12 protein-coding genes are annotated in these 13,522 nt (G+C 32.8%); 9 read left to right on the top strand and 3 right to left on the bottom strand.

Annotated features, from left to right (window positions below):
* The first annotated feature begins 66 nt into the window (after positions 1 to 66).
* The 3 genes from rsmA (at position 67) to proC (ending at position 3,064) form a co-directional block, all read left to right on the top strand.
* Positions 67 to 846 carry a 16S rRNA (adenine(1518)-N(6)/adenine(1519)-N(6))-dimethyltransferase RsmA gene (gene rsmA, locus MW871_RS00575; protein WP_210645003.1) on the top strand — a complete coding sequence of 260 codons (780 nt, stop codon included), beginning with the start codon at positions 67 to 69 and terminating at the stop codon, positions 844 to 846.
* The gene (gene mgtE, locus MW871_RS00570; RefSeq protein ID WP_188049165.1) at positions 836 to 2,188 is read left to right on the top strand and encodes a magnesium transporter; all 1,353 of its coding nucleotides are present in this window, start codon (positions 836 to 838) and stop codon (positions 2,186 to 2,188) included. The genes rsmA and mgtE overlap by 11 nt, the downstream gene beginning before the upstream one ends.
* Positions 2,189 to 2,287: 99 nt before the next feature.
* Complete coding sequence (gene proC / locus MW871_RS00565) at positions 2,288 to 3,064, top strand: pyrroline-5-carboxylate reductase (RefSeq protein ID WP_248427214.1); 777 nt, start codon at positions 2,288 to 2,290, stop codon at positions 3,062 to 3,064.
* Positions 3,065 to 3,175: 111 nt separating this feature from the next.
* On the opposite strand, the gene nhaA is transcribed toward proC, so the two are convergent.
* Positions 3,176 to 4,330, bottom strand: coding sequence for a Na+/H+ antiporter NhaA (gene nhaA / locus MW871_RS00560; protein ID WP_188049163.1), 1,155 nt, complete (start codon positions 4,328 to 4,330; stop codon positions 3,176 to 3,178).
* 146 nt (positions 4,331 to 4,476) lie between these two features.
* Here nhaA and MW871_RS00555 point away from each other — a divergent pair, with 146 nt between their 5' ends.
* From MW871_RS00555 to MW871_RS00545, 3 genes are all read left to right on the top strand, one after another.
* Positions 4,477 to 5,424, top strand: a complete 948-nt coding sequence (locus MW871_RS00555; protein WP_188049162.1) for a 2-hydroxyacid dehydrogenase — start codon at positions 4,477 to 4,479, stop codon at positions 5,422 to 5,424.
* Between the two features lie 167 nt (positions 5,425 to 5,591).
* The gene (locus MW871_RS00550) at positions 5,592 to 5,975 is read left to right on the top strand and encodes a DUF4234 domain-containing protein (protein ID WP_188049161.1); all 384 of its coding nucleotides are present in this window, start codon (positions 5,592 to 5,594) and stop codon (positions 5,973 to 5,975) included.
* On the top strand, positions 5,950 to 6,414 hold the full coding sequence (locus MW871_RS00545) for a DUF2752 domain-containing protein (RefSeq protein ID WP_188049160.1): 465 nt from the start codon (positions 5,950 to 5,952) through the stop codon (positions 6,412 to 6,414). Before MW871_RS00550 ends, MW871_RS00545 begins: the two co-directional genes overlap by 26 nt.
* A 59-nt stretch (positions 6,415 to 6,473) precedes the next feature.
* Here MW871_RS00545 and MW871_RS00540 read toward each other — a convergent pair whose 3' ends face one another.
* On the bottom strand, positions 6,474 to 8,276 hold the full coding sequence (locus tag MW871_RS00540) for a GNAT family N-acyltransferase (protein WP_188049159.1): 1,803 nt from the start codon (positions 8,274 to 8,276) through the stop codon (positions 6,474 to 6,476).
* A gap of 113 nt (positions 8,277 to 8,389) precedes the next feature.
* Here MW871_RS00540 and MW871_RS00535 point away from each other — a divergent pair, with 113 nt between their 5' ends.
* The 3 genes from MW871_RS00535 to MW871_RS00525 all read left to right on the top strand — a co-directional run bounded on the left by MW871_RS00535 (position 8,390) and on the right by MW871_RS00525 (position 11,449).
* Positions 8,390 to 9,151 (top strand): exodeoxyribonuclease III, encoded by a 762-nt coding sequence (locus MW871_RS00535; protein WP_248427213.1) that lies wholly within the window; start codon positions 8,390 to 8,392, stop codon positions 9,149 to 9,151.
* A 161-nt stretch (positions 9,152 to 9,312) separates the two neighbouring features.
* On the top strand, positions 9,313 to 10,254 hold the full coding sequence (locus MW871_RS00530; RefSeq protein WP_210644996.1) for an OmpA/MotB family protein: 942 nt from the start codon (positions 9,313 to 9,315) through the stop codon (positions 10,252 to 10,254).
* 157 nt (positions 10,255 to 10,411) lie between these two features.
* Positions 10,412 to 11,449, top strand: a complete 1,038-nt coding sequence (locus tag MW871_RS00525; protein WP_188049156.1) for an aldo/keto reductase — start codon at positions 10,412 to 10,414, stop codon at positions 11,447 to 11,449.
* Positions 11,450 to 11,519: 70 nt separating this feature from the next.
* On the opposite strand, the gene MW871_RS00520 is transcribed toward MW871_RS00525, so the two are convergent.
* Positions 11,520 to 13,481: a transglycosylase domain-containing protein gene (locus tag MW871_RS00520; RefSeq protein WP_248427212.1), complete on the bottom strand. Its 1,962-nt coding sequence runs from the start codon at positions 13,479 to 13,481 to the stop codon at positions 11,520 to 11,522.
* Positions 13,482 to 13,522 lie beyond the last annotated feature (41 nt).

Here is a 13,522-nt window from a genome sequence, read left to right as displayed (position 1 = left end):
TAAAGTCTTGTGAGAGAATATAACACTAAAATTAAGCGAGAATGCCTTGTGCCTCGCAATTAAAATATGGAAAAAGTAAAAGCCAAAAAACATCTGGGACAGCATTTCTTAAAAGATGAAAGTATTGCAAAAGATATTGCAGATACGCTGAACTTAGTTGGTTATGATGATGTGTTAGAAATTGGACCTGGAATGGGTGTTTTGACTAAATATTTATTGGATAAACCTATCAATACTTACGTAATTGAAATCGATACAGAATCAGTTACTTATTTAGATGAAAATTATCCTAAATTAAAAGATAAAATCATCTCTAAGGATTTCTTGAAATACAATATCAACGAAATTTTTGAAGGCAAACAGTTTGCAATTATTGGCAATTTCCCTTATAATATTTCGACTCAAATTGTTTTTAGAGCATTAGAATATCGCAACCAGATTCCTGAGTTTGCTGGAATGTTCCAAAAAGAAGTGGCACAACGTATTTGTGAAAAAAAAGGAACCAAAGCTTACGGAATTCTATCGGTTTTAGTACAAGCGTTTTATGATGCTGAATATTTATTTACTGTAGACGAAAATGTATTTATACCACCACCAAAAGTAAAATCGGGTGTTTTACGCTTGCGCAGAAAAGAAGATTATAGTTTGCCTTGTGGAGAAAAATTATTTTTTACGGTAGTCAAAACGGCTTTTCAACAACGCAGAAAAACACTTCGTAATAGTTTGAAAACTATGAACTTATCTGATAAATTACGTGAAGATATTGTTTTTGATCTTAGACCAGAACAACTTAATGTAGAACAATTTATAGAATTGACTCAAAAAATAGAAGCCGATGGAGTTTAAAATCAGTAAAGAATTAATTCAGGAATTAGAGCTACTTATTCAAAATAAGAACGACAAGCAATTGGAAGTTTTATTGAATGATATGCACCATGCTGATATTGCAGAAATTCTTGATGAGCTGGATTTTAATGAAGCTACCTATATTTTTAAAGTTCTAGATAGTGATAAAACAGCCGAAATTCTTCTAGAGTTAGAGGATGATCTTCGTGAAAATATATTAAGTAGACTTTCAGCAAAAGAGATTGCAGAAGAATTAGATGAGTTAGAAACTAATGATGCGGCTGATATTATTGGGGAGCTTTCACAAGATTTGAAAGCGGAGGTAATATCAGAACTTCAGGATGTTGAGCACGCCAAGGATATTGTGGACTTGCTTCGTTATGATGAGGAAACCGCTGGTGGAATTATGCATAAAGAGTTGGTGAAAGTCAATGAAAATTGGAATGTGCTTACTTGTGTAAAAGAAATGCGTATGCAGGCCGAAAACATTTCTCGAGTGCATTCTATTTATGTGGTAGATGATGAGGATAGACTGAAAGGGCGTTTGTCACTTAAAGACTTGCTCACAACTTCGTCAAGAACAGCTATTAGTGATGTTTATATTAGAAAATTAAACTCTGTAAAAGTTGATACGGAAGATGTTGAGGTCGCTCGTATCATGCAAAAATACGATTTAGAAGCCATCCCAGTTGTAGATGAATTGGGTCGTTTGGTTGGAAGGATAACAATTGATGATATTTTAGACGTAATCAAGGAAGAAGCCGATCAGGATTACCAATTAGCTGCGGGTATTTCTCAAGATGTAGAAGCCGATGATAGTATTCTTGAGCATACAAAGGCGCGTTTGCCTTGGCTTGTATTAGCACTTTTAGGAGGTTTTGTTTCTGTTAGAGTGCTAGGTTTATTTGAAGGCGCAATGGAAGAGCATGGAAAATTATTCTTTTTTACCCCTTTAATAGCTGCAATGGCAGGAAATGTTGGCGTACAATCTTCGGCAATAATTGTGCAAGGATTGGCTAATAATACCCTTAGCGGATCGTTATTTAATAGATTGGTAAAAGAAGTTTCTTTGAGCTTACTAAATGGAGTTATTCTAGCAATTATCTTGTTTTTAGGAAGTCATTTTTTATTGAACGTTGAATTTATTATTGGTATAATTGTCACTATTGCCTTAATTTCTGTAATTATTATTGCATCATTAATTGGAACTTTTATCCCACTATTATTAGATAAATTTGGAATAGATCCCGCGCTGGCAACAGGGCCTTTTATAACCACAAGTAATGATATATGCGGAATTTTGATTTATTTCTCTATTGCAAAACTGATATTAGGTTTTTAAATAGAGTTTCAAAGAAATACAACTAACCAATCCATTCTTTCTTTTAAATACAATTTCTTCAAGGGATTTGTGCTAAATGATAGACAAACCAAAACCAGCATGAAAGTACATATTATTGGCGGCGGCAACCTAGGTGTTTCTATAGCCTTAGGATTGTCTAAATTCTCATCGGATAACCAAGTAACCATAACCAGGAGAAATACTTCAAGTATTTTGTATCTGGAGAAGTTAGGCGCAACTGTTTCTAGTAATAACATACATCAAATTCAAGAAGCTGATATTATTATTTTGACTATAAAACCCTATCAGGTTGATGTTGTTTTGAATGAAATTCTACCTGTAATTTCAAATAAAATTATTGCTTCTGCTGTCAGTGGTCTTTCTATTGAAAACTTGCAAAGTAAAATAGGAGATTCTAATACTGCCATCAGAATTATGCCAAACATTGCAGCGCAGTTTGGTGCATCGGCTACGTGTATTGCTTTTCAAGAAAAAAACTCAGTCAAAGCACAGAGTGTGATTTCGCTTTTTCAAAGTTTAGGAACTGCTCCGATTATTGACGAAAAATTGATGGATGCTGCTACTGTTCTTGCTGCTAGTGGAACTGCTTTTGCTTTGCGCTACATAAGAGCTTCTATGCAAGCAGGAATAGAGATTGGTTTTGATTGGCAAACTGCATTAGCTATTTCTGCCCAAACAGTCAAAGGAGCTGCAGAAATGCTCTTAGAGGAAAAAGTACATCCAGAACAATTAATAGACCGTGTAACTACACCTCAAGGTTGTACTATTGCAGGATTAAATGAAATGGAGATGCATGGTTTTAGTTCATCATTGATTAGAGGCATTAAAACTTCTTTGAAACAAATTAAAGGATAACTATTGTACTAAAAGTAAATTGTTCTTTCAGCAATTTTTATTGTATTGAATACAAAAAAGCCCTAGTTTAATATTAAACTAGGGCTTTTTTTATGTGTTATATAAAGTAATTTACTTTCTTCTTCTGTCTGGTTTCAAGTTGTATTTCAACCATAAAAAACCAATTGTTCCAGCAATAAATGAAGCTATTAAAATGGCTATTTTAGAATACGTAATCACTTCTTGTCCGTCATTCTTAAAAGCGAGCAATGTTATAAATATAGACATTGTAAATCCTATTCCTCCAAGCATTCCGGCTCCTAAAATATTGGTCCATTTTAAATCTTTAGGTAAGGTGCAAATGCCAAAACTAACTGCTGCAAACGAGAAAAGCCATATTCCTAATGGTTTCCCAACAACAAGACCAACGATAATACCAATTGTATTAGGATGATTTAAACCTTCATGCCAATCAGAACCTATTGCGATTCCTGTATTGGCCATAGCGAATAACGGAAGAATGATAAAAGCTACAGGATTGTGTAAAAAGTGCTGTAATTTATACGAAGAAGTTTTCTTGCTACCATCACCAAAAGGGATTACAAACGCCAATAAAACTCCTGTTATTGTTGCATGAACCCCAGAATTTAGCATAAAATACCACATGGCAGCACCACCTATTAGATAAGGAAGCAAATTATGAACTTTTCTTCTGTTAAGAATAAACAAGAAACCCATTATGGCAAACGCAATAAGTAAGTTGGTAAAAGCAATATTGTCGGTATAGAATACTGCAATTACTAAAATGGCACCAATATCATCTATAACTGCAAGAGCCGTTAAAAAAACTTTTAGAGAAGTAGGCACACGATTTCCCAAAAGGGATAAAATACCAATGGCAAATGCAATATCAGTCGCCATAGGAATACCTGCGCCATTTTGTGTTATTGTTCCAAAATTCAAAAGAAGAAACAATCCCGCTGGTACAATCATTCCGCCTAAAGCGCCAAAAATGGGTAAGGATGCATTTTTTATATTAGATAATTCTCCTTGATACATCTCACGTTCTAATTCTAACCCGATCAATAGAAAGAAAATAGTCATTAAGCCGTCATTTATCCAATGAGTGATTGAATGACTGCCAAGATTGGTTTCCCAAAATGCAATATAATCTGTTTGAATAGGTGAATTAGCCAATAAAAGAGAAAGAATGGTTACAGAAAGTAATAAAAGACCACCCGATTTTTCGCTTTCAAAAAAAGCTTTGAACGTTTTTGTTAATTTCATTTTTCAGTTTTCATTTATTACGTTTGTTTATAAGGTAATAAAAATTGAGAGCGCTAATTTACAAATTTAGACTCAAAATACCTTTCTAAAAATGATAAACCGTAATTTTTTTGTTTATTTGAGGTATCAAAAAAATATAATTTTTTATGGATATTAAAGTGCTTCACATAGATAGTAATAATTCCGTTTTATGGGATAAACTTCAAGATGCTGGATTTATAAATCATAGCGACTTCACTTCTTCAAAAGAAGAAATTGAAAATAAAATTCAAGATTATCAAGGAATAGTGATTCGCAGCCGTTTCAAAATTGATCAAACTTTTTTGGATAAAGCTACTAATTTGCAATTTATCGCTCGAGTAGGAGCAGGATTAGAAAGTATCGATTGTGATTATGCTAAAAGCAAAAATATAACGCTTATAGCTGCGCCAGAAGGGAATCGAAATGCTGTTGCAGAGCATGCTTTAGGAATGATCCTTTCTCTTTTTAACAAATTGAATCAAGCGCACAGTGAGATTCAATCCGGTCATTGGAATAGAGAAAGCAATCGAGGATATGAGCTTGATGGTAGAACAGTAGGGATTATTGGTTACGGAAATATGGGGAAAGCTTTTGCTAAAAAACTCCAAGGTTTTGATGTAAAAGTGCTGTGTTATGATATAAAGGAAAATGTGGGTGATACTAATGCTAGACAAGTCACATTAGAAGAATTACAGAAAAATACAGATGTATTGAGTTTGCATATCCCTTGGACGGAGGAAACGGATAAAATGGTTAATTCCGAATTTATTAACGATTTCGAGAAACCATTTTGGATTATAAATACCTCTAGAGGCAATAATATTGTAACGGCCGATTTAGTTGCAGCAATGCAATCGGGTAAGATTCTAGGTGCTGGTTTGGATGTTTTAGAATATGAAAAAGGATCTTTTGAAACCCTTTTTCAAGACAAACAAACTCCAGAAGCTTTTCAGTATCTATTGAAAGCCAAAAATGCTATCTTAACACCACATATTGCTGGTTGGACATTTGAAAGCCACGAGCGATTAGCACAGGTTATTGCTGATAAAATTAAAGCGAAATATTTTATCTAAATCTTTATTGATAGTCATTTTAAAGAAATAAACACTTGCAAGTGTAACAACTTTGCTTCTATAATAGACTTATGAGTAAATATTGTTGTGGTTTATACAACCAGAACTATTTTGATAAAGGAACTCATTAAACATTTTAAATTTAATAATAACTAAACCAAACCAAAATGACAGAAATCGTAAAAGAAACATGGAACACACCCAACAAACCTATTCCGGTATTTAATGTAGATCCTATTTTAGTATTAATTTTAGGTTTTTTAACTTGTGGCCTCTATCTTATTTATTGGAATGTTAAAATCGCCGAGGTTTTTGAAGCTGTTTCTGAAAGAGAAGTTATCTCGCAGCCAATAGCCATCTTTGCTGGTTGTTGTTATCCTGTTAATATTTATTTTTTCTATCTAGCGGGTAGAGATGGATTGCCAGATGTTTACCGTAGATCGGGCTCAGCTCAAAAAGACGATACTGTTTTATTGCTAGTTTTAGGTTTTTTATTTCCAATGGTTGCTGCAATGATCGTTCAAAATGAAATCAATAAATTATATAAATAGTACAAAGAACAAACGTAAAATTTACGGTATTGTAGGTGCTATTCTGGTACTAGTCATTCCTTTTTTGCTAATGCTTTTTAATGCTGATAATCATTTAGAAACGGATCAATCTTTATGTCCTTTTAAAATGGCAACTGGTTTCCCGTGTCCGGGTTGTGGTATAACAAAATCACTGGTTTATTTATATCAAGGTGATTTTTACAAGAGCATATCTTATCATGTTTTAGGACCTTTTGTAATTGCTTTTTGCTTGTTGAGTGTTGCAGTTTTATCGCTAGAAATAATTACTAAAAGGGAGTATTTGAACGGAATTATGTACAATAAAAAGCTAGCCTATAGTTTGGGCTTTTTTCTTATTACATATCACATTATACGACTGATTTTATTTATAAGAAATAATTCTTTAGATGCTATTTTAAAAGAGTCTATCTGGAGATAAAACAAAAAAAATCCCATTGCTTAGAATTGCAATGGGATTTTTTTATAAATTGAATTTTATTAATCCTCTTTTTCGTGTAGTTTTCTTTCAAGTTCTTTTTGGAACTCTTCCATCACGGGTTTCATTGTGCTTTCTGGAATATCTGCAATACGAATGTACATTAATCCATCAATGGCATTATTAAAGAGCGGATCTACATTAAAAGCGACCACTTTTGCGTTTTGTTTAATGTATTTTTTTATCAAAACAGGCAATCGTAAACTACCAGGTTCAAGTTCATCAATAATCTTATCGAACTTATTTAAGTCTGATTCAGCTTCATCAAAAATGAAATCCTTATCAGCATCTTTAAGTTTTACCTTATACTCTTTTTTAGGATGTATATATTGTGCAATATAAGGGTCATAATAGTTAGACTTCATAAATTCTATCATCAGAGATTTAGAGAAATCTGAAAATTGATTGCTAATACTTACACCACCTAATAAAAATTTATGTTCTGGATAACGCAACGTAGTATGAATGATTCCTTTCCAAAGTAAGAAAAGAGGCATTGGTTTTTGTTGGTATTCTTTGATGATGAATGCACGACCCATTTCAATCGATTTGTTCATCATATCATGTAATTCTGGCTCAAAACGAAAAAGATCATTTAGATAAAAACCTTCCATGCCATACTTTGGATAAATTTCAGAACCCAATCCCATTCTATAGGCGCCAGCAACTTTTTTTGCGTCATCGTCCCATAGAAACATGTGGTGATAGTAGTTGTCAAATTTGTCAATATCAATAGATTCATTGGTGCCTTCGCCCACTTCTCTAAAGGTAATCTCTCTCAAACGTCCTATTTCGTGTAGTATGTTTGGTATTTTATTGGCTTCTGTAAAAAAGACTTCGTAGTTTTTACTTTGCAACAATCGGCAACCATTTTCTCTGGCAATTTCTACCTCAGAAATTATTTGCGAACTATTAGCAGCTGTAACAATTTTCTTTGGACTTTTTGCGATTTTTAAGGTTGGTGTTGGTAAAAAGTGGCTTTCTTTCTCAAAAGGATTAGCCAACATATAGGTTTTCTTTCTTAAAAATTCAGAATATTCCTCTATAGTCTTGTACTCATTTTGTTCATTCACAGAAATAGCTTTCCCAATACGAACTTTAATTACACGGTTCTTTTGACTAAAAACTTCTGAAGGTAATTTTGCAGTTCTAAAAGTGCCACTAATTTTAGAAAGTAAATAAAACAAACGGCTGTTTTTAGCATGAAAATAGATAGGAACAACAGGAACCTGAGCTTTTCGGATAACTTTAATCGCGCCTTCTTCCCAAGGTTTATCAACAACTAGTTTGCCATCTTTATAAGTCGAAACTTCTCCAGCTGGGAAAATACCTAATGGTTTTCCGTCACTTAAATGGCGCAGTGTTTCTTTAATCCCTACCACACTTGATTTAGAATCCTTATGATTTTCAAAAGGATTTACTGGCATGATGTATTTTTTTAAAGGTCGAATTCTATGCAATAAAAAATTAGCAATAATCTTGAAATTAGGTTCTCTTTCGAGCATTAATTTCAAAAGTAAAACGCCATCAATTCCTCCTAAAGGATGGTTAGAAATGGTAATATAAGCGCCTTCTTTAGGCAAACGCTTCAAATCTTCTTCAGGAATTTCGAATTTTATTTGTAAATCATCTAATATTCCATTCAAAAAAGCAACATCTTTAAGATGTCTATTTCTATTGTATACTTTATTTAACGTAGAGATCTTCAGCAACTTCATCAGCATCCATCCTGAAAAAGTCCCAAGAACACCATACTTATCTACATTTATTGCCTTTGCAACTTCTTTGGCGGTTACTAAACCCATTTATTTCTTGTTTTTAGAGCAAGAAACAAAGATAGCAAAAAACTCCATTTTCTCTATTTTTCTGAATCAAACTTCTTCTTTTTTATTACTTTTGAAACTCTAAAAATTATTTCATGAAAATTATTTCATACAACGTCAACGGAATTAGGGCTGCCATTTCCAAAGGTTTCATAGACTGGTTGCAACACGCAAATCCAGATGTTATTTGTCTTCAGGAAATTAAGGCTACAGAAGATCAAATCCCTATAGAGGCGATATCTCAGGCAGGATATCCTTATCAATATTATTATTCTGCAACCAAAAAAGGATACAGTGGAGTGGCTATTTTATCTAAAACTAAGCCTAACAATGTGGTCTATGGTACAGGAATTCACCACATGGATTTTGAAGGTAGGAATATTAGAGCAGATTTTGATGACGTCTCTGTAATGAGTTTGTATTTGCCATCAGGAACTAATATCGAACGCTTGGATCATAAGTTTATGTTTATGGATGATTTTCAGCAGTATATCAATGATTTAAAAAAAGAAATACCGAATTTGATTATTGGTGGTGACTACAATATTTGTCATGAGGCTATAGATATTCACGATCCTGTTCGCAATAAAAATGTTTCTGGATTTCTACCTGAAGAAAGAAAATGGTTGGATACTTTTATGAAATCCGGATTTGTAGACAGTTTCCGTCATTTTAATAAAGAGCCACATCAATATTCTTGGTGGAGTTATCGTGCAGGTGCCAGAGGAAATAATAAAGGATGGCGAATAGATTACAATTTAGTTAGTGATTCCCTAAAACACAGGCTTAAAAGAGCGGTAATTTTATCAGATGCCATTCATTCTGATCATTGTCCAATTTTAGTAGAAATTGAGTAATTTATAATAAAAAGAACAATTAGGAGCTATTCCTGCTATACGCTGCAATCTTTTTGCTTTTAATTAAAAGCAAAAAGGATTTTCACTACTATCAGGGCTAGGGAATTAGAATACAATTCCTATTTTTGATTTTTAATAATACCACTAAATATTTAAACAAAATGATAAAAAAAATTTCCATTGGAGTATTGGCATTAGCGCTTTCTACGTCTTGTGTCTCGAAAAAAATATACAATGACTTAGAAAATAAGTTCGCTGATTTAAAGAAGGAAAATAGAAGTATTGCTGATGAGAATGCCGATTTGCTTAAGTCAAAAAGCCAATTAGAATTAGATCGTGAGGCTATGACATCAGATTTTAATAAATCTAAAGCCGAACTCAATAAGCTAAAAGCAGATTATGCTGCCGCTCAAGATAAATTTAAAGTATTGCAAGATTCTTACACTGCTTTAGAAAAAAATAGCGACGATGCTTTGCAAAGTAACATGAAGAAAAATCGTGACTTGTTAGGGCAATTAGACGAAAAAGGAAAAGCATTGGCTCTAGAGCAAGAACGATTAAATAAAAATGCACAACGCTTACAAGAGTTAGAAAATTTGATTGCTGCTAAGGAAGCAAGCATGAAAAAACTAAAAGAAACACTTTCTAAAGCATTAAATAGTTTTGAAGGCAAAGGCTTAACAGTCGAGCAAAAAAACGGAAAAGTGTACGTGTCTATGGAGAATAAACTTCTTTTTAATTCTGGAAGTTATGCTGTAGGTACTGAAGGAAAAAAAGCAGTTACCGAAGTGGGTAAAGTGTTGGGCGATAATCCAGAAATTTCAGTTCTTATAGAAGGACACACAGATAATGACGCTTTTACAGCTTCAGGTCCTATTGCTGATAACTGGGATTTATCAACAAAAAGAGCAACGGCAATTGTTTCTATTTTAAGTGAAAACAAAAAAATAAACAGAAAGAATCTTACTGCTGCTGGTAGAAGTGAGTATTCTCCATTAGTGAGTAATGCCACCGCAGAAGGGAAAGCGAAAAACCGTAGAATCGAAATTATTCTAACGCCTAGATTAGATGAAATCGCAGATATGTTGAATGACTTAAACTAAAATTCAATTCTAAAATAAATACAAAAAAGGCTCAAAGTTTTAACTTCGAGCCTTTTTTTATACGGATAACCATAAACGTTTCTTAAAAATAGTTAAAGGATAAACCGAAAAGTTTTATAACCTATACTTTTGTAACCTAATTTAGAATTATCAAAAAATGAAATACACTACTTTACCCAATACGGATATAAAAGTGAGTAAGATATGTCTTGGTACAATGACTTTTGGACAACAAAACTCAGAAGCCGAAGGTCACGCACAAATGGATTATGCATTTGAAAATGGAGTTAATTTTTTTGATACTGCAGAGATGTATTCTGTTCCAGCCAGTAAAGAAACTTACGGAAGTACAGAGAAAATTATTGGAACTTGGTTTAAAAAATCTGGAAAAAGAGAAGAAGTGGTTTTGGCCTCTAAAATTGCAGGGCCCAATCCCAACTTCACTTACATGCGCGATACAATTGATTTCTCTCCAGCAAGTTTAAAATATGCTTTAGATAATAGTTTGCAGCGCTTACAAACCGAATATTTAGACATTTATCAATTGCATTGGCCAGAGCGAAAAAACAATTGCTTTGGACAACGAGGTTTTAAAGTTCAAGATGATTCTTGGCAAGATAATATTCATCAGGTTTTAGAAACTTTAGACGGATTTGTAAAAGAAGGAAAGATAAAGCATATTGGCGTTTCTAATGAAAATCCTTGGGGAATAATGCGTTTTCTTGAAGAAAGTAAATACCATAATTTACCAAGAATTAAAACAGTTCAAAACCCTTATTCTTTATTAAATAGACTTTTTGAAGTGGGTACTTCAGAAGTTTGTACTAGAGAAAATGTAGGTTTATTGGCTTATTCGCCATTGGCTTTTGGAGTTTTGACAGGAAAGTTCCTTACTGGAGAAAGTCATCCTAACGCAAGAATTAAACTTTTCCCACAATATACGAGATACAACAGCGAACAATGTACACAGGCCGCTCATTTGTATAATGAAATTGCAAAACAAAACGGATTAACATTAACCCAATTATCATTGGCATTTGTAGCGCATCAATCTTTTGTAACGAGTTCAATTATCGGGGCTACATCAATAGAGCAATTAAAAGAGAATATAGACACGATTCAGGTTTCTCTTTCAGAAGAAATAATAGAACAAATCAATAAAGTTCAGGCTATCATTCCAGATCCAGCACCTTAGTTTATTCTATATAATAAAAAAACATAAAAGCCCAATGAAAACTACGTTCTTATTGGGCTTTTATGTTTTTTTAAAGTTCAAATTCTTCTATGCTCGGCAATGAGTCTAATGCGGTAGAATCTTTTACTTTTAATCTCAAATACGATTTTGCAGCACCAGTAATATGTAATTTTTGCTGTTTATAAATGGTGTCATCAAGAGTCAAAAGACCTCTTCGAATCATAATATTTGTTAAAAAAGATTCTTGTTTTACTGCAAATTCCCTTAAATTCCCCTCATCATTAAATTGGTACATGAATTTTTTTGGACTCGGAATAATTCGAGCTAAATACAAGCATTCATTTAAATCTAAATCGGCAGGATTTTTTTGGAAATAAAAACGACTTGCTTCGCCTATTCCGTAAACGTTTGGTCCCCATTCGATGATGTTGAAATAAACTTCCAACATTCGTTCTTTACTTACAATTCGGTTATTTTCTAAAATATAAACGAGTAAGATTTCTTCTAGTTTTCGAGACAATGTTTTTTCTCGAGTCAAAAAAACATTTTTTACTAACTGCATGCTGATGGTACTAGCACCACGAGAAAATTTCTTGGTTTTTATATTCTTGATTATAGATTGCTTGAACGCCTCATTTATAAAACCTCGATGTGAAAAGAAGGAAGGATCTTCGGTCGTTAGGACACTTTTTCTTAAATAGGGAGAAATTTGTTCGAGCGGTGTATAATTCGGATTCGCATTTCCTACTAAAATTGGTCTTTGTAGCACATCCTGTATAATTGCACGATAAATAAATTCGCTATTGAGTTTGTTTAAATTTGCTTCTCCATATTTTGTAATCTTCAAGTTTTCTTTTTTCAAATTACTATCAAAAACCAGTTCATTGGGTTTGTTTTTATTGTATTTAAAATCGAGTTTGTAATCAATACTTCCCTCGGCTTCCATACCTTGAAAATGAGTAAAAAGTCCATCAGGGAGAGAAGATATGAAATCCTGCGCTTTCATTTTTGGTAGTGCTATCTTTAGTTTATAAACGGTGTCTTTGGCAGTTTCATAAGATAAATATGGATTGAATTTAATACTATTCAATTGCACAGTAGAGCTACTATCTACAGAGATAAAATTGGATCCTAATAAAAAACGATAGTCAAATCGTGCGTTTTTGATTACTACATCTTTTCGGGAAATTTTTGGATGATTTATTTTTAAATTAGCGATAGAAGCGTAACCGTCTATATGTAATTCTCCGCGACTATGATTGATATTTTCGATGTTTAAACGAATAGAATCAAAACTTGAAATAAGTCCGTAACGTTCGTCAAAGTAAGGAACTTTTATGGCACCTGTATCAATATTAAAAAATCGAATATCTGCTTTTTTATTTCTAGGATCAGCATATCCTTTAATTTTCCATTGCTGTTCAAAAGTATTTGTTTGTACGTGGATTGCTGTTTCTAATTCTTTATTTAACAATATTAGTTTGTTGATTTTTATAGTTGCTCTTTTGCCATTATCGTCAAGTTTAAAAGTCAGATTTTCAACATCCATATCTGTTGGCACCAGATTGAGTACTTTTGAAATAATTCGATAGGCAAAAGCTGCGTAATCTTTTTTATCGTTGTTTTTAGATTCTTTATTATCTTTTTTCAGAAAAGCCTCAAAGTTTTTACGGTCTCCTTTTTGTGTTAGTTGTACAAAGCCTGTTTTAATTTCTAAAGTGCCTAATTGAACTTCACCCAACAATAATTGCCAAATATTAACACTAGTTCTCATTTTATGAATGTTGAATAAAGTGTCTGCATTTTTTGGGGTCAAAGTTACATCCGTTAAGCTTATTCCTGAAAAGCCTTCAAAATTAGCGGCTCTAACTGTAAAATTGCTATCGTAGTCTTTTTCTATTTTTGAAGTTGCTTTAGTAATTACTTTTTTTAAAATAGAATCTCTAAAAACAAAAAAGGCACTACCAGTAATTATCAGAATTATAAGTGGTATTGTAATGAATAAAAATATTTTCTTTTTTCTGTTTTTCATTAATTAGGTGGAATTTAAAAACTGTCTTTTTAAAGAGTTGG

It is taken from the genome of Flavobacterium pygoscelis (genome assembly GCF_023162025.1).
GTDB classification, from domain to species: domain Bacteria; phylum Bacteroidota; class Bacteroidia; order Flavobacteriales; family Flavobacteriaceae; genus Flavobacterium; species Flavobacterium pygoscelis.
This window is presented reverse-complemented; position numbering and strand designations above follow the sequence as displayed.

Coding starts and splice junctions, on each gene's coding strand:
- rsmA (WP_210645003.1), top strand. CDS start 67: ATGGAAAAAGTAAAAGCCAAAAAACATCTGGGACAGCATTTCTTAAAA.
- MW871_RS00530 (WP_210644996.1), top strand. CDS start 9,313: ATGATAAAAAAAATTTCCATTGGAGTATTGGCATTAGCGCTTTCTACG.
- MW871_RS00525 (WP_188049156.1), top strand. CDS start 10,412: ATGAAATACACTACTTTACCCAATACGGATATAAAAGTGAGTAAGATA.
- MW871_RS00520 (WP_248427212.1), bottom strand. CDS start 13,481: ATGAAAAACAGAAAAAAGAAAATATTTTTATTCATTACAATACCACTT.
- MW871_RS00550 (WP_188049161.1), top strand. CDS start 5,592: ATGACAGAAATCGTAAAAGAAACATGGAACACACCCAACAAACCTATT.
- proC (WP_248427214.1), top strand. CDS start 2,288: ATGAAAGTACATATTATTGGCGGCGGCAACCTAGGTGTTTCTATAGCC.
- MW871_RS00540 (WP_188049159.1), bottom strand. CDS start 8,276: ATGGGTTTAGTAACCGCCAAAGAAGTTGCAAAGGCAATAAATGTAGAT.
- MW871_RS00555 (WP_188049162.1), top strand. CDS start 4,477: ATGGATATTAAAGTGCTTCACATAGATAGTAATAATTCCGTTTTATGG.
- mgtE (WP_188049165.1), top strand. CDS start 836: ATGGAGTTTAAAATCAGTAAAGAATTAATTCAGGAATTAGAGCTACTT.
- MW871_RS00545 (WP_188049160.1), top strand. CDS start 5,950: ATGAAATCAATAAATTATATAAATAGTACAAAGAACAAACGTAAAATT.
- nhaA (WP_188049163.1), bottom strand. CDS start 4,330: ATGAAATTAACAAAAACGTTCAAAGCTTTTTTTGAAAGCGAAAAATCG.
- MW871_RS00535 (WP_248427213.1), top strand. CDS start 8,390: ATGAAAATTATTTCATACAACGTCAACGGAATTAGGGCTGCCATTTCC.